General features: G+C 60.1%; 13 protein-coding genes and 1 pseudogene. 1 reads left to right on the forward strand and 13 read right to left on the reverse strand.

Features of this window, described 5'->3' with window-relative positions; genetic code table 11:
* Positions 1 to 6: 6 nt before the first annotated feature.
* From PM3016_RS28635 to PM3016_RS28670, 9 genes and pseudogenes are all read right to left on the reverse strand, one after another.
* Positions 7 to 1,551, reverse strand: a complete 1,545-nt coding sequence (locus PM3016_RS28635) for a response regulator transcription factor (protein ID WP_013919924.1) — start codon at positions 1,549 to 1,551, stop codon at positions 7 to 9.
* Positions 1,552 to 1,810: 259 nt separating this feature from the next.
* Positions 1,811 to 3,364: a SagB family peptide dehydrogenase gene (locus PM3016_RS28640; RefSeq protein ID WP_014371852.1), complete on the reverse strand. Its 1,554-nt coding sequence runs from the start codon at positions 3,362 to 3,364 to the stop codon at positions 1,811 to 1,813.
* A gap of 65 nt (positions 3,365 to 3,429) precedes the next feature.
* The gene (locus PM3016_RS28645) at positions 3,430 to 5,373 is read right to left on the reverse strand and encodes a TOMM precursor leader peptide-binding protein (protein ID WP_014371853.1); all 1,944 of its coding nucleotides are present in this window, start codon (positions 5,371 to 5,373) and stop codon (positions 3,430 to 3,432) included.
* Entirely contained in the window at positions 5,370 to 7,298 is a 1,929-nt protein-coding gene (locus tag PM3016_RS28650) for a putative thiazole-containing bacteriocin maturation protein (protein WP_014371854.1), read from the reverse strand. Before PM3016_RS28650 ends, PM3016_RS28645 begins: the two co-directional genes overlap by 4 nt.
* 98 nt (positions 7,299 to 7,396) lie before the next feature.
* On the reverse strand, positions 7,397 to 7,684 hold the full coding sequence (locus tag PM3016_RS40340; protein ID WP_013919928.1) for a hypothetical protein: 288 nt from the start codon (positions 7,682 to 7,684) through the stop codon (positions 7,397 to 7,399).
* Positions 7,656 to 7,859: pseudogene (locus PM3016_RS40345) on the reverse strand (heterocycloanthracin/sonorensin family bacteriocin); the annotation flags it as partial. The gene PM3016_RS40340 and the pseudogene PM3016_RS40345, both read right to left, overlap by 29 nt.
* Positions 7,860 to 8,203: 344 nt before the next feature.
* A complete protein-coding gene (locus tag PM3016_RS28660; protein ID WP_013919929.1) occupies positions 8,204 to 8,734 on the reverse strand; it encodes a DinB family protein in 531 nt (176 codons plus the stop codon).
* Positions 8,735 to 8,960: 226 nt separating this feature from the next.
* Positions 8,961 to 9,701, reverse strand: a complete 741-nt coding sequence (locus PM3016_RS28665) for an SDR family NAD(P)-dependent oxidoreductase (RefSeq protein ID WP_014652439.1) — start codon at positions 9,699 to 9,701, stop codon at positions 8,961 to 8,963.
* Positions 9,701 to 10,111: a tautomerase family protein gene (locus tag PM3016_RS28670; RefSeq protein ID WP_014371856.1), complete on the reverse strand. Its 411-nt coding sequence runs from the start codon at positions 10,109 to 10,111 to the stop codon at positions 9,701 to 9,703. Before PM3016_RS28670 ends, PM3016_RS28665 begins: the two co-directional genes overlap by 1 nt.
* Positions 10,112 to 10,273: 162 nt before the next feature.
* On the opposite strand from PM3016_RS28670, the gene PM3016_RS28675 reads away from it, so the two are divergent.
* Positions 10,274 to 11,185 (forward strand): LysR family transcriptional regulator, encoded by a 912-nt coding sequence (locus PM3016_RS28675; RefSeq protein ID WP_014371857.1) that lies wholly within the window; start codon positions 10,274 to 10,276, stop codon positions 11,183 to 11,185.
* A gap of 124 nt (positions 11,186 to 11,309) precedes the next feature.
* Here the strand turns inward: PM3016_RS28675 and PM3016_RS28680 are convergent, their stop codons facing one another.
* The 4 genes from PM3016_RS28680 to PM3016_RS28690 form a co-directional block, all read right to left on the reverse strand.
* Entirely contained in the window at positions 11,310 to 13,079 is a 1,770-nt protein-coding gene (locus PM3016_RS28680) for a cache domain-containing sensor histidine kinase (RefSeq protein WP_013919934.1), read from the reverse strand.
* 4 nt (positions 13,080 to 13,083) lie between these two features.
* Positions 13,084 to 13,329: a helix-turn-helix transcriptional regulator gene (locus tag PM3016_RS40350; protein WP_238540340.1), complete on the reverse strand. Its 246-nt coding sequence runs from the start codon at positions 13,327 to 13,329 to the stop codon at positions 13,084 to 13,086.
* Between the two features lie 11 nt (positions 13,330 to 13,340).
* A complete protein-coding gene (locus PM3016_RS28685; protein ID WP_238540341.1) occupies positions 13,341 to 14,663 on the reverse strand; it encodes a response regulator in 1,323 nt (440 codons plus the stop codon).
* A gap of 249 nt (positions 14,664 to 14,912) precedes the next feature.
* Positions 14,913 to 16,610 carry an extracellular solute-binding protein gene (locus PM3016_RS28690; RefSeq protein WP_014371858.1) on the reverse strand — a complete coding sequence of 566 codons (1,698 nt, stop codon included), beginning with the start codon at positions 16,608 to 16,610 and terminating at the stop codon, positions 14,913 to 14,915.
* Positions 16,611 to 16,624 lie beyond the last annotated feature (14 nt).

The raw sequence follows: 16,624 nt of genomic DNA on the forward strand, positions 1-16,624 counted from the left end.
GTTTCGTCAGGTATGATTCTTGCGGTAGCGGCTCGGAGACATCCCCGTGAACTTCTTGAACACCTTGCAGAAATAGCTGTGGTCCGCATACCCCACGCGCGCCCCGATATCGGATATCGCCACGTCGCCGGTCCGCAGCAGCTTGGCCGCCTCTTCGATCCGGATGCGGTTCACGTATTCGTTGAAGCCCTCCTTGCTGTTCGCGGCGAAGTAGCTCGAGAGGTAGGACGGGTTGAAGTGAAAATGCTTCGCCACCTCCGACAGGGTCAGCGGCTCGCTGTAATGCTCGTGAATGTACGCGAGCAGCCGCTTCATGTTGGCGTCGACGCGGGGCTCTTCGCAGGTGCCCGCTTCCTCGAGGAACGCGTCGAGCAGCCCGAGCACGCTGCCGGCCGACTGCGCTTCGTCGATGCCCTTGAAGTAGGCGTACTTCTCCTCATCGAGCCGCTTCACGTCGAGCCCCGCCTCACCGAGCGCCAGCGTGGTATGGAACAGAAGGTTGACGAAGAAGGCCTTCAGCTCGAACACATCCGTCTCGTAGTCCCGGACGAAGGCGGCGGCATAGTCCCGCAGCCGGCCGAAGGCCGGCTCAATCTGGCCGCGCTTCAGCTCCTCGGTGTAGCGCCCCACCTCGAACTCCGGCAGCGCCGCAGGCCTCGGCGGCAGTACAGCCTTCGACAGGAGGCCCGCATCCGGAAAAAAGAAGCGGTACTGCTGCAGCAGCTTCAGCAGCTCCTCGCGGTACACGGTGCCAAGCTCGGCGAACGAGCCGAACGGCCCGCTCAGGGCCCAGAGCAGCTCCGGGTCCTGTTCCCGGCTGCCCTCGGCCAGCACCTTGGCTGCCCCAGGCAGCCGGCTGAGCGCGCCCGCTTCCGTGTTCACGAGCAGCACCATCAGGCCGGGCGACGGCACCCTGTGGCAAACGTATGACACAAGATGCGTGCGCAGCTCCCGCTCGGCCATGGAGGCGAGCCGGTCTGCAGCCGCACTGTCTCCCGGCCCTCCCGCGCCGCCCGGCAGGATGCAGCCGAGCAGGGCGAAGCTGTCATATGGCAGCGCCTCGGCCCATGCTTCCGGCGTGTCCGGCAGCGGATAGCCGGACACCGCCTTGTCGATCAGGCTCTCGATCGACGCGCCGCTCTGGGCGGACGCCTGCAGCTTCAGCTCGGGGATGCGGTCCGCCGTGCTTTTCAGCACCCGCAGCAGCTCCTGGGACTCCAGGCTCGGCTTCAGGATATAGTCGGCAACCCCGCTCTGGAACGAGGACCGCACGTAGGCGAACTCGCTGAAGCTGCTCAGCACGATAACCTCGATCTCCGGATAGTTCCTTTTGACAATCCGGGTCAGTTCTTCCCCGTCCATCACCGGCATGACGATGTCCGTCAGAAGGATATGGGGGCGGAGCTCCTCGATCCGGGCCAGGGCCTCCTGCCCGTTCCCCGCCTCCCCCACAATCCGGAAGCCCTCCGCTTCCCAGTTCAGGTGATGCCTGATCCCCTGCCTCACCAGCAGTTCATCATCCACGATCAATACCTTGCAGTATTCGCTCACCGGTCAGACCCCCTGCAGTTTAGTGTTGTTCTCTATGTATCCGTTGTATACCATGGCGCACACGCCAAAGGCAAATCTTCGGACCCATTGTACCAAATCCCCGCAGCGGGAACGACTCCAGATGTTGGATAGGAGGACGGCTCGCTGCGGGCATAAAAAAAGACAGAACCGTCCTAAACGGCTCTGCCTGTGGGTCCAATAGCTTTATTTTCTTGTTAACGCAGCGATGGGTCACCTTCCCCCACTGCCCTGCTTAAACCTAACCGTGCAAGCCTCCCACCAGTCGGGGACGAGGCAGGCAGCGGCCGATCGGGATTTGGACGAGGCTGGTCAGCCCATGCTGGGACAACCGGTACAGCTCGTCACACATTCCGGCCCGAAAGCCAAGCAGCGGACGGCCTCCCATGTTGAGAACGGACGATGCCAGCAGCAGATGATGCAGGAGCATGCCGGCTTCCATCTGCTGAATGCGGTATCCCCTATACCCTAATTGGGGAAGCAGATGATCGGCATCACCAGCAAGATGCAGGCAGATCGGCATTTGAAACAAATTGACATTGTGAAGGATCATCCCCTGCTGCAGACGGAGCCGATGATCACCGGCAAGCACGCGCCGGAGGGCGTGGGCGGCTGTGTCATAACGGTAAGCTCCGTCCGGCACGCCTTCGACGTTATAGAAACACCCGTATATAGCGACACGATGCGGGGACGCCTCCCCCGCTCCGTCCAAATCGCTGCGGTACGCAAAGGAAGCCGCAGCTTCATGCAGCAGGGCGGCCAGCTGCTGTGCCGTTACGCGGCTCAAGACAAATTCGCTTTCGGGCGAATATCTTGCTCGGCCGGCCGCCGCGAGATCGAAGTTCAGCCGCTTCACTAGAGGCAAATAGACACTCTGCATTCCGCTTTCTGTGCGCACGGATGGCTCTAAACGACGAAACGGCGGCAGCGTATCCAGCTCCGCCGATTTGTTCATCCAACTCAGCAGCGTGATCTCCTTTACGGTCTTCGAACGCATGAACTGCTGATGCTGAACAGCCGGCAGTTCGCGGCAAAGCTCATCCGCTGCAGCTTGCACCTGCGCGCCGATGCCGTCGTCGATCCAAGCGATGTCGCGCTGCGCCGAAAGCGGGATAACCGCATACACGTTCTCCTCCCGGCCGGATAACCCCAGCAGATGGCCAACGGCCGCGTCCAGAAACCGGTAATGAACTCTTGACGAATAGCCGAACCGTTTCGCCGTCTCCAGCAGCTGCCCCAGCAGCACGCCTGTATCGAGTCCTTGCAGACGATAAGAAAAGGTGTTGTATTTGTAAGCATTTTTCCAAACCATCGCCGATACGAAGACAACGCCGAAGCAAGAAGATAGATCGCTGCGGCTGCCGAGAGCCCGGGCCAAATACAAATCGAAGTCACCTTCGCGCAGCAGCACCAGGCGGTGATGCGCTGCATCGTAATGGTAAACGCCGGGACCGCCGGCTGCCGAGCGTAGATAGACGTACAATTCGTTCGGGTACAGCCCTCCGCCGGATGGGATGAATCTGTGGTACGACTGCACCGCAGCGGCATGGACATGACTGACTTGAGTCAATCCATAGGCGTACCAGAGGAAATGTCCGATGTCGTTCAGGCTCGGCTCAGCGGGCATTCGCCGCGCTTCCAGCGTCAGCGGAATATCCGAGGACAGCGGAACAGCAGGCAGGCCGCGATACAGCTTATAGGACAACGGCTTGTCGTCCCAATCGACCTCCCAGCCGGGCAGCCCGCTCTCGTAGCCGTCGGCATGAAGATGGCGGACAAACGCTTCCAGACTCATTCTGCTTCCCCCCATCGCACCATTAGGAGCCAAGGTATGGCATTCGCCGGATCAGTCCTGCTCGTTTAAGGGAACGGATGCGGATAAGCGTTGAGCTCCTCCGGACGCAATGGCCGCTCCGTGTACCCCAGCTCGGCCGGCACCCGAAGCACCCTGTCTAGTCCCGCCACCCGGGTGAAATGGTAGCCGAACGTCATCGGCAGCATGCCGGGGATCAGCACCTTCACACAGTGCAGCGAGTTACGCCGCAGTTCCGGCGTCGTCTGGTCCACTACGATCACATCCAACTGGAGCCGGTGGAACGTGCCGATCATTGCCTTCAAGTCTTCGGTCAGATCACGGCTCTTCGGCGCGGCTCCAAATTCCTGAGCGAACGTTCGCATCGGCCGGTTTTGCTTCAGCAAAAAGTTTAGCCGCGGCTCCGCCTCGGGTAAGCTGTATAGCATGGAATGGTCCTCCATGCTCCGCACCAGCGAAGGGTCGCGAAGCATCTTCACATGGTTCTCCCGGTTCGACTCGAATTTATGACTCATGGTCAGCGTCATCCCCGACAGCTCGTGAACCGCTCCTTTTGCCGCCCGCACCGGATCCGGGTGCGCTCCGGCCGCACAGATGAGATTGATTCCGTTAGGCTTCCTGTTTTTCGCCAGCGCCCAAATGCTGGGAATGCCATTCTCCATCGTTGCATTAAACAAGAGCACGTCAAAACCGGCAGCGGCCTGCAATCGGTCCACCATGAGGTTCAATTCGCGGTCGCCCGTAGATCGAGGGTCTAGTTGGGGAAGCGGCAGCTGTGCGTACCACGTCAGCAGGAACGAATCGCGCTCCACGATTTCCAGCATGCCGTACAAGATCGCTTCCTCCAGGCTTCCACCCAAGGCGCAGCCGTTGGACGTCTCGTACACGAAGCCCTGCCGGCAAGGAGAGCTGTAATACGCAAGCCACTGGGGCACCAGCATCGGGCGCTCTTGCGCAAACGAGTACCCCCATACCCAATCCGTCTGGACATCGGGATCGAACGGCCAGAAAGGAAATCCCGGCAGCTCATACTGCTCCTTGGCATACAGCCCGACGGAAAGGGGATCGAGCGCTTCCCCCGCCAGCTGCCGCCAGCTGCCGCGAACGACCGGCCGCTTGCCACGCGGCGCCGTGCCGCAATATCGCTCCAATCCCTCCAATATGGCGGAAAGCTCGCTGTCCGCATAGCAATTCGTCCGGCCCGCCGTCAACTCGTCCCCATCTAACATCGGAAGATTCATGGTTACATCGGCCAAAGGCGACAACAGATCCGGTATTTTTCCATTCATTAACCCGGTCTTGTAATCGAGATAATCCCTGACCAGAAAAGATTTCAGCTCATGGAGCGATCGGCTGCGGTACATGTTCTCGCCGAATTTCGGGCTCGGCAGGAGGGAGATCCGGGCCGCATCCCGCGAGTCTTCCGGAAGACGTCCGCATACGGGGCAGAGCGGGTCCGGCAGAAAGAAATGGCTGGAGCTGTACAGCGTCTTCAGATTGACGAATACCACATGCTCTTCTAGGCGGGAGCGGCTGCGGCGCAGCACGCTCCGCGATTCCGCCGCAAGCAGATGGGCCATCTGCAGCAGTCCCGTGCGCGATGCCCACGCGTCGGACAGGCCCCCCCCGGTCTCCGTCAAACGATGTTCCAGCTCCCACATTTCCCTGCGGTCGCGTCCCGCGATAAGCTGCCTGGTATCAGCGCATCTGGAGCACCCAGGCTGCCCCGGCCTGACCAGCGGCCCGACAACGCCTTCGCCGAAGGCGACGAAACCGCGGAGCCACGGAAGGCCGGCAGCCTCAAGAACCGCCTCCGCCTCGCGGTGAACGGCGGGATTCCAAGCATCATGCAGGACCAGAGCGAGTTCGACTCCTGCCGGCATTTCCTCTCGGGCATCGGCCAAACGAACGATCCGGTACTCGGGACTCAGCTCCCCGCACACGAAATCCGCCAGCACACCCTCTCCGACTATGGCTACGACCGCACTCATCCGGCCTCCCCCTCTCCCAGCAGCACGCCGAAGACGGCGGCAGGACCCTCACGCAAAAACGGCTCCACCGCCAGATCAATCACATATACTTCCCGGCCGCTCCTTTTCAGCTTCCGCATCGCATCCCTGACCGCATCCGGCTGTGCCACCGTCACCTCGGCCGGAACCGATAGCTCCAGCGGGGCGTTCGGACCGAGCAGTACGGATTCCGCCTCCACCGCCTGCGGTGCTCGGCAAGCGGTTCCGTTCTGCGCCTTCATCAGCGCAGCCTGCAGCGCCGTGCGCAGCGCCGTTGTCACGGTCAAGCCGGTGCCGCCGAACCATCCGTCCTCCGTGCCCACCCATACGGCCGGAAAACCGCTCACTTCCTCTCCGAGCCCGATCGAAGGCTGTCCCCGCATTGTGGTCAATGCTTGCAAATAATACCGGCAGCGCTCGTCGTCAACCTGACCGAGCCCTACCTGAGTGACAGGAGACTTGCGGCTGGTCAGCCGTGCCCCCAGGTGCTGCGACAAGCAAGCCTGCAGCCCGCGCGCCAATCCTTCTGCAGCCGTCTCCCCGACACCAATGCCGATGTACTGCTCGGTGTTCACGAGAGCACCCGCGAGCCTCGACACGTACGACTCAAGCCCGGCAAGCCCCGATTCACGCCGTGCCTCCTCATGCGTGAGTCCAGAGCAGATCATCTCCGGCAGCAGATCGGCCGGCCCTTCCGACAACGGATTGGCGGCCTGGACGCGGCATTGTGACAGGGGAAGCTGTCTAAGGTCCCCTTCCTCCCACCTATGGAGAATTCCCGTTCTCTCCGAAGTTAACATGCCCAGATAAGAAAACAGCCCGCTCACTGCGCCGCCGTCCAGCCTCTCCTCGAGTCGAAGCTCCACGTCATCCACCCATCTGGCTGAGGCATTCCATTTTCCGGCAGCGAGAGGATGCGGCAGGCACGGATGCCAGTTTCCTTCCAGCGTTTCCAGATCAAGCAGATACAGCGAATTTCTCAGCTCCGGCTGGGCGGCTCCCGTCACCTGCTTGAAGTGCTCGAATACAATCACATTCGCGAGCAGCGCCCCCGCCGTTGAGGAAAAAGCAAACCGCTCCTTGTCCTTACATACTTCGGACTTGTGGATGCGCCGCACAGCCGAATCCCAGCAGAACACGCTCTCCGGCTGCACGAGCGGGCCTGCGATGCCGGCCTGATGAAGGCACACGGCGGGAAGCAGCGTTTTGCGTTCCGCTTGGCATGCTGCACGAAGCAACCGAAACTCCTCACCATCGCCCATCTCGGAGACATAGAGAACCGTATCGAACGGCCGCACGGCTTCCCTCCAAGCGTCAGCTCCCTTGTTCGGCAGCGTCACCTCTCGGATCTCCACCTCGGAGTCCGTCAAGCGGGCGTGCTCCGCCAAAGCCGTAAGCCGCCTCCGATCCGTCTGCAGCGAATCCGTAATCAGCATGCGGAACCGGGGCAGGCCTGACTCCAGAAGCGCCGACACCAGAGAGGCAAACATCGGGCCGGAGCCGACCGCGAGCACCTTGGCCTGCCGGTAGCACTGAAACCGGTAGGCACCGGAATCGCCGAAGCTTTCGAGAAAAGCGATCTGCCCTGCATACCTGCGGACCGTGTCCTCCGATAGCACGTGCGGACGGTCCAGGCTCGCATCCCGCGCGAACCCTTTCTGCCTCAGCACTTCCGCGATTTCGTACACCCTGTCCCGATGCGGACCGGGTAGACCGTCCGTCAATTCCGCCAGTGTGTGCTCCCCGTTGAACATGGGGATGAGCTTTTCCAGCCAGCGGTAGATCATTTCTCCTTGCATGTGGAACGTGCCGACGTTATTCCGGAAATAGACGCCGTCGTTCGGAACCGGCAAAAAAAACGTATCCGCCTTTACCTGAAGGCGCGCAGATGGGGTCAGCTTTGACATCTCAGCCCTCCTAGCCGTAAACGTCGTTCTCCACTTCGGAATATCCATGATATGAAATCCTATGTACGTCTCTTTGTCCCTCATGCCAGATATCTACTTTAGAAAATAGCGATCACCCATGCACAGCGATGTGCATGGGTGATCACTTTACTGCAAGGCGGGAGAAAGATGGAGGTGTCAGCGACAGCGATGGCCGCCTCCGCAGTGATGACAGCTGCCTGCGCAGTGATGGCAGAATCCCGCACAGTTATGACAGCGACCCGCGCAAAAGCCGCCGCAAACGCCTCCACAAACTCCGGCACATACTCCGGCACATACTCCGGCACAAAAGACACCGCAAACTCCGGCACATACTCCGGCGCAAACCCCCGCACAAACTCCCGCACAAACTCCCGCACATAATCCGACGCACAGACGCGCAGGATCCACAGGCACTTGGCCGATCGGATACGGACCGGCGGGATAAGCGGGATACTGGGCCTGCTGTTCCCAAGGCGTTACCTCGCTCGCCTGAAACTGCGAAACACCCAACTGCTGAAGCTCATTTTGAAAATTAGTCATGAGATAAACCTCCGATAATTTTTTTGATGATCATTTTCCTGATCCTTTGAAGCGAAATGATATCGAATGTTACCGAAACATGATTCCAATTTATGGTCTGAACTCCGCGAATGTTCCTGAGTCAATTGACCCATTTTTTGGGCGTTTGTACCAAAAGTGACCGGACCGCGAAAATGCCGGAGGTACGGAACCGTGCCTGGTGGTGATCTTTCGAGGCTGCAAAAACCCCTTCAGCATAAAGTTGAAGGGGTTTCGAAATCGTATTACTCTTCTTGGATAACCCATATACCGCCAATAAGAAGGAGGATGGCGCCCATCCAGAACGTTACTCCAATGTTCTCCTTCTATTCCGTCAGAGCATGCTCCCTATACCACTTTCTGAGCTGGCTGATTTGGGCTTGATGATACCGGCTGTGGTCGGCCATGTGCCAGATGCCCCAACGTATGGTCGCTTGCTTTTCGTTCTCATGTCCAAAAGCGACCCCTCGTACGAGGTCACTATCCGTTAATGATCTGCAGGAATCTCTCAACATGTCTACTACTCTTGCATATGTAAAAATCAGTGCGTTCAAAGATACGCCTTGGACCATCGGAAGCCTGCCATTCCCATCCATCATGGGACCATATTGTTCCTTTAAGGACGCAGGAAGGGGCTGCCCCTTGATTCTGTACACCCAATGCACATCAACAACCATGAGATGTTGGATCAACTGAGCCGTGCTGTTCGCATTGGCATCCGGTCCCTTGTAATCGACTTCTTCCTGGGACATGCCTTCGGTGATGGATTGCAGACGCCGACTGTTCTCTTTTACAGCGGAATACAGCAGCCCTACAATGGGTGACATATTGGCTTCCCCTTGTAAATCGTATAGCATCCAGGTTCATCCTCCCTCTTCCAGATCTCTTTCCCATGCAGCACGGTCCACTTACTCACTGAAAAAATGTATTTATGCATAAATTTGAATATTTATAGATTGTATTGCGGCTGGCCATAGATGTCAACGCACGCTTAACGACAATCCTGTCCCCAACGCAACAAAGCCGCCGATCATGCCGGCAGCTTCGTCATCGTTGCTTAGGAAGATCGAATCCCTGCTTCCCTTACATGGTCTGCCCTCCGTCGAGGGTGACGACCTGGCCTGTCATGGACTCCAGGCCGATGAGGGTCACCACCAGCTCCGCGACCTCCTCCGGCGTGGTGATGCGCTGCAGCGGAAGGTGGCCGGCGAGCTGGCGCATCCGTTCTTCGCGGCCGGCCCACCAGCGCGTCTCCACGGCGCCCGGGGCCGCGCAGCTTACGCGGATATCCGGCGCAAGAGCGCGGGCCAGCGATCGGGTCAGCCCATGCACTGCCGATTTGGAGACCGCATAGGGCAGCGAAGAGCCCAGCCCGGTCGAGCCGGCGATGCTGCCCACGTTGACGATGGCTCCCTGCCCGCTCCGTTTGAGGAAGGGAGCGGCCGCCCGCGCGCAGTAGAACATGCCCTTGACATTAACTGCGAAGAGCGTATCCCACACTTCATCCTCCGCCGCTTCGAGGTCATCGAGCGCGATATGGCGCGTGATGCTCGCATTGTTAACGAGGATGTCCAGCCCCCCGAGCGCCTCCGCCGCAGCGGCAGCCATCTCCCGGACTTCAGCGTCGATGGAGACGTCCGCCCGGACCGCTATCGCGCGGCCGCCTCTCTCCACGATCTCCCTCACGGTCTCCTCCGCTTCCGCCCGCGACCGGGAATAATTCACCGCTACCGCCGCTCCCCTGTCAGCAAGCGCCAGGCTTACCGCCCGGCCGATGCCGGTTCCCCCGCCTGTAACCAGTGCCGATTTGCCCTTCAAATTCATCATCGTGCTTCTCCTCCCGTTCTGTCTCCCCGCGCGTGCTGGGCGATGCCCTGTCCGAAGGACCAGTCCTCCAGCGTATTCTCCGTCACGATGATCATGACGTCTTCGGGCCGTACCCCGGCGGACTCCTCCAGCAGCTGCGCCGTCCTGGCATACAGAGCCCGCTTCGTCTCAGCTCCCCGGCCTCTCCCCATCGTGATCGCGATGAAGATCAGGCTATCGGTGCGGGAAATACCGAGATAGCCCGGGTCATACCGGAATTCCCCCGCTTCATGCTGCGTGATGACCTGGAAATAATCGTCCTCCGGCACGCCGGCCGTCTCGGTCAGGGCCCGGTGGACAGCCCGGCTGACGGCCTGCAGTTCTTCTTCCGTGCGCCCGCGGCGCAGATCAATCCGTACGAATGGCATGCTGCTGCCTCCCTCTTTTTTTACCTGATGCTCTTGAAGCCCTGCTCATCACCTTCTACAGCTAGATTGTACGTCCCGGAGTGGGTTTTGTATAATTGAATTAAATGAACAATCAGTTCAACATCTTTGAACTGCAAAACTGCCCAAAGGAGCCCCAAACCAATGGACCTCAAGTCCCTCAAAACGTTCCACCGGATCGTCGCCCTTGGCAGCTTCCACCGGGCGGCCGAGGAGCTGAATTACGCCCAGTCGACCGTGACGATGCAAATGCAGAAGCTCGAGGCCGAGCTCGGCATCACGCTGATCGAACGCGGGAGAACGTTCCAGCTCACCGAAGCGGGGCGGCTGTTCCATGAACAGAGCGCCGGGATTATGAAGGAGATCGACCGGCTCCAGGGCCGCATGTCCGACTGGATGCTCGGGGAAACCGGAGAGCTCCGGCTCGGCGCAGTCGAGCCGATCGCCAGCTTCGTGCTGCCCCGGCTGCTACAGGCATTCCTCACCGCCTATCCCAAGATCGGCATCGCCGTAGACATCGGCAGCACCCCTCTCCTCGGCGAGCGGCTCCTGAGGGGAGAGCTTGATCTTGCCGTCTGTTCCAGGCCGGTCATCGGCGAAGGCTTGTACTTCGAGCCGCTCTTCTCGGAGGAGCTGGTGTTCCTGCTGCCTGAAGGACATCCGCTGTCCGCACTGGAACGCATCCCTTTCCGGGAACTCCGCGATCACCGCATCCTGCTTACGGCGAAGAACTGCCCGTACCGCCACAAGGTGGAGATGCTGCTCGGGGAGGCCTGCGGCAGCCCGCTGAACAGCATGGAGATCTCTTCGATGGCCGCCATGAAGCACTACGTCGCCTGCGGACTCGGCATCGCCCTTGTGCCGCGCAGCCTGCTGACCCCGCTGCCGCCCGGCACGCTGGTACGCGAGGTGCAGGACGACCGGGTTTCCGTCACCTTCGGCCTGCTCTGCCGGGCCGCCGATATGCCGCTCAAGCTGGCCCTCGGCAGGCTGAATGAGTTTCTCAAAGCCAAGCTCCTCCAGGATCAGGACTCCCTCTCCCCTGCAGCGCGCTAAGACAGCGCCCCGCCGTTGATGGGTACATGCCTCGCCGCCGGTCCCTGCCCATCACATCACCAAATAAGGCGGTACCTGCTCACAGCAGGCCGCCTTATTAGTCCATGAAGCCAAGTCCATCCGTTCACTCCAGTGCCGAATTCGGCCCCGCCGCCTTCTGCACGTACTTCGGCATGGACAGCCTCACAGTCGTGCCTTCCCCGAGCTCGCTGCTCAGCGAGACTCCGTAGCCCCGGCCGAACTGCAGCTTGATCCGCTGGTCCACATTGCGGATGCCGTAGCCGATCCCCTGACCCGAGTCGTCGAGGATCGCATGCATCACCTCTTCCTTCATGCCCAGACCGTTATCCCGGACCTCCATCCAGACCGTATCCCCCTCCGCATACAGCCGGATCTCCATCCGGATCTGATCGTCATACCAGGCATGCTCCAGCGCATTCTCGACGAAGGGCTGCAGGATGAATTTGACGGTGTCGTACCCGAGCAGTCCGGGGTCGATGTCGTAGTGGACGATGATCCGGTCCGCATGCTTGATCGTCTGGATCTCCACATACGACTGCAGAATCTGCAGCTCCTTCTCAATGGAGATGATCGTCTCCCCCTTGTTCAGCGTCAGCCGGTAGAACTTCGCGAGGTGCCGGATCACCTGGTGCAGCTTCTCGATCTCGCCGAGCTTGGCCATCCGGGAGATGGAGGAGAACGTGTTGTAGAGAAAATGCGGGTTCATCTGGGAATGCAGCACGTTCAGCTCCGCCTCCTTCTTCTCCAGCCGGCCGACGTACACTTCTTCGATGAGCTTCTCGATGGTCGAGGCCATCTCGTTGAACGCCTCGCCGATCTGCGAGAACTCGTCATGTCCCTGGATCGGCATCCGCTTGGCGAAGTCCCCTTCCTTGAAGGCGTGCAGGGAGCCGATGATCTTGTGGAACCTCCGCAGCACGTAATTGGACAAAATGACGCTGATGACCGTCAGCACGAGCAGACTCGCCAGACAGATCAGGATGGTCGCCGTTCGGACCTGGCGAGAGCCCTCCTGAAAGGACGCGTACGGAATGCGGGCCACGACCTTGGCAGGCATGCCGGTGACCGCCTCTTCGATCTGCAGATCATGGGCAGAACCCTCCCCGCTCTCCTCCGTCCACACGGTCCAATCCGACTGTCCCTCCACCGCAGAGGAATACCACAGCCGGTCCCCCTGGCCGCCTACGACGAACAGCCGGCTCCCCTCGCCCAGACGGCTCATGTCCGGGGTATGGAATATATCCTTGAGCTGCACGGTCATCCTGATCAGGCCGATCGGCTGGAGCGTGTCGTAATTGATCAGGGGCCGCAGATAAGAGATTTGGCCGGCCGCCGCATCCTCACCGACCTGCCGCCACACGGCGGTCGCATAGTTCAGGTCAAGGGAGCGGTACCAGTCCTCCCCGCGGATCCGCTCCGTATGATAGATGGAGTACTGCCGCCCGCTGCCGCTGTTCGCTTCCGGGGCGTGATAGTAGAACTCGCTGATATGCCCGTTGTCCAGATACAGCGAGAGCTGCACGTTCGGGTCCGGCAGATTGGCCGCCGACTCCAGCCGGGGCAGAATATACTGCGTGGTGATCGCATACTTTTCGAAGCTGAGATAGTAGCCCGAGAGGTACCGCGACAGCGTCTGGTCCGAGAAGATCTCCTCCGACCCCCGCACGATATTCGCGAGTCGTCCGTCAATGCCGCTGGCGATCTGCTTCACCGCGAATTCCATGTTGTTGCGGGTATGCTCGCTGATGGAGCGTACCGACGATACGTAAGAATAACTGCCGATCCCGATCACGGGAACGAGCACAAGGAACAAATAGGACAGAAGCAGTTTGTACCGGAGGGGCACATACCGCAATTTGCCGCGCTGCCGCATGTCATCAACTCTGCTTTCGATAATCTCCCGGTGTCAGTCCGAAGCGCTCGCGGAACTGCCGGCTGAAGTAAGCCAGCGACTTGTAGCCCACAAGCTCGGCAATCTCGTAGATTTTGAACCTTGGGTCCCTCAGCAGCTCCTTCGCCCTCTCCATCCGAAGCTTGACGAGATACTCGTTGAAGCTCTCCCCGGTATGCTCCTTGAACAGATACCCGAGGTGGTTCGGAGAGTAGGAAAAATGATTCGCCACTTCCTTCAGCGTCAGGTCCTCGGAGAGCGATCCCGAACGTACTGCTCGATCTGCTCGATGAGGCGCCGGTTCTTGCCGTTCTTGCGCAGAAAAAGCTTTTCCGCGATCTCGAACAGCGTCCGGCGATACCACGACTTGATATCGTCGATCGTCTCGAACTCCAGAATCCGCTCGAGATGCTCGATCCCCCAGCCGAGCAGGCTGGAGAACGATTCGTTCAGTGTATGCAGGTACGTCTCGAGCTTCGTGGCGATATGGATGGAGAAGCTGCGCACCTTGACGGGATGCTCGAAGGTCTCCACCACCGCAAACAGATCGTCCACGCAGTCGCAGATCGCGACTAGGCCGTAGCTGGTCATCGCCGCGAAGATCTCATCAAGCACCGCCTGCAGATCCCTGGCCTCCTTGGCCATGCTCCCCCGTCCCGCGTCGGCATCCGGCCGGATCACGCGGTTCTTGCCGAGGAACATCTTGAGCGCCATCCGCTCCTTCGCCTGCCGGAACGAGGCTGCGGTCCCGTCCGGGAACCGTTCGGCGTCCCCGAGGCTGATCGTGACCGTCCCTTCCCCCCGCTCCGCGATGTCCGCGCACAGCTGCCCCAGTCTCTCTGCCGGTTCACCGTCCCCTGCCGTATACAGCAGCCCCACCTGCGACTCCGACAGGGGGCACCAGGGGCCAAGCCCTCCGGCCTCGATGAGTGCGCCCACGCTTCGGACCGTGCGCTGTGCATCCGGCCGCCCGGTGCTGCCCGGCGGGCCGTACTTCCAGAGGGCATCGTCGAACTCGATCAGCACAGCCGGCGCCCTCTCTTCGGGCACGGAGAACGGATAGCTCTGCAGGAAGGCGTGGAGCGTGGCGGTATCCACCGTTCCTTCGAGCAGGTGCTGCACGAAGTCGTTCCGGATGAACTCGAACGAGGCGATCATCCTCGCCGTCTCCTCGCTGCGGGTCATCTGCGTCCGGTCGAGCTCCGCCACAACCCGCTGCAGCGTCTCGATAATCTCCTGGTCGTCGACCGGCTTGAGGATATAGCCGTCGGCTTTGAGATGCATCGCCTGCTTGGCGTATTCGAAATCCTGGTACCCGCTGATGAACACGGTCTTCAGCCTGGGATTGCGCTCCTGCGCCTTGCGCGAGAGCTCCAGCCCCGAGAGCACCGGCATCTTGATATCCGTAATGAGGAGATCGATCTCGTGCCCCTCGATGTACTGCAGGGCTGCAAGCGGTTTCTCTTCGCTGCAGACCACCTGAATGCCGAGCTCCTCCCAAGGGATCAGCACACGCATACCCTCGAGGTCGAAGGTTTCGTCATCTACCAGTACCGCCCTGTACATGCTGTTCACTTCCATTTCCGAAGGGATGCCAAAAGAAGGTATAAGTTCATTATACCTTCCCTTGTTTGCAAGCCAAGCCCCAAGCTTTCAAGCTTCCATAGGAAATAAGACGGGTTAGACGGACGGAACCGCTCGAACGTTCGGGTATATGGTTTTGCGTTCCGTTGTGCTTCGCACAAAGGTCACTTTTAGAACCATATATCCGCACTTGCCCGGCTTGCCCAAGGTCACTTTCAGACCCATATACCCTCACTTGCCGGCTTGCCCCTGCAGCTTCTTGAGATTGGCCTGCCACTGCCCGGTCTTCCACTGCAGCAGCTTCTCGTATCCGAGCTTCGCCGCTTCCTGATCGGCCTCTGCGATCAGCGCCTTCACCTCATCGTCGCTCTTCGCGAAGAAGATCTTCGGCACCGTCTGCTTGTAGTGGTCCTTCAGCCGCTGGAGAATGATGCCTTCCTCCGAGTTCGGTACGGGGTCCAGGTTGGAGAACTCCGTCATGTCCTTCGACGTCTTGAACGACACGTTCGCCTGACTCTGCGTCGTCCAGTCCTGCGCCGCCTCCGGCAGCAGCTTCTCGCGCTGCCCCTTCGTCGTGTCGACGTAGGCCGTATTGCCGTTCCAGTTGAACTCTCCGATCTTCAGCTCGTCGTACTTCTTCGGGTCGCGCTTGATGTACGCTTCATTCGGAATCGGCACGCCGCTCTCCACCTTGTCATAGAACAGCCCCGGAGGCCCGTAGAACAGAATCTGCTGCCCTTCCGGACTCGTCGCCCAGTTCATGTAGGAGAAGATCGCCTCAGGGTCCTTCGCCTTCGTCGTAATTACGTTCACGTTCCATCCCAGCGTATTGTAGCCGGACGGGAATACTTTGTCCTTGGATACGCCTGCCTTGTGAATCGGCCATATAACGTCGTACCCGTCCTCTGGATCCTTGGCCTTCAGCAGGTTATTCGCCTCCCGGCCGATCCCTTCCACGACGGCATCATACGCGCCGAAGACGGCGATCTTCCCGGTCTTGAGCTTCTCGAGGATCTGGTCGCGGGTCTGTGTGAACAGATCCTGGGAGGTCAGACCCTGGCGGAACCAGCGGGAGCTGACGAGCGCGGCCTCGCGGAACGCTTCATCCCGGTAGATCGAGGTCAGCCTGCCGTCCTTCGGCACCCCGAACACCTGGCCCGAGCCCGGTGACAGGAAGGCCGGCGTCCGGTCCTCGGCCGCTCCGCTGTACAGCATGCCGAGCATCTGCACGTCCGCACCGTCCCGGATCTCCCCGAAGTCCAGCGGAATGACGTCCGGGTGCTTCTCCTTGACGAGCTTCAGGTAAGACTCCACATCGTCCCATGTCTCCAGCTTCGGGGACCCGAGCGCCTTGTGGATTTTCCGCTCGATGAGATAGGCCGCATTGCCGTTGCCCTTGCCCCCGTTGATGTACCAGTTCGGAATCTGGTACAGCTTGCCGTCCGCGCTCCGCAGCATGTTGAGGTTCTTCTCGCCGACGTTCTTGACGAACTCCGGATACTTGGCGAGGTACGGATCGAGGGCGACGAGCTTGCCGGCCTTCTGCAGCCGCTCCACATCCTTGCCGCGGTCGAGCACCACCACGTCGGGCAGGTCGCCCGAGACGATCATCGCGTTGAGCTTCTGCGCCGCCGCCCCGTTGGATTGAATCGGCTTCAGCGATACCTTCAGGTTCTCGGTGATCCACTTGCCATGCGGTCGTTCCGCCCAAGCGGGTGCGGTATACCAGTCGTAGTTAACGTACAGGCTGAAATCCACCGGCTTCACCCTGGACTGGATGCTGCCTCCCTCGGCCGGAGCCGTGGTCTGGGAAGGCTCGGTCTCCTGCGGCTTCTGTGCCTGCTCCCCAACACCCGAGCATGCGGACAGAACAAGGCTGGTCCCGAGCATGCCCGCGGAGAGCAGCCTTCCGTTGATGTTCACCTTCATGTTGTCTTACCCCT

This window comes from Paenibacillus mucilaginosus 3016, assembly GCF_000250655.1.
In the GTDB taxonomy this organism is placed as follows: Bacteria; Bacillota; Bacilli; order Paenibacillales; family NBRC-103111; genus Paenibacillus_G; species Paenibacillus_G mucilaginosus.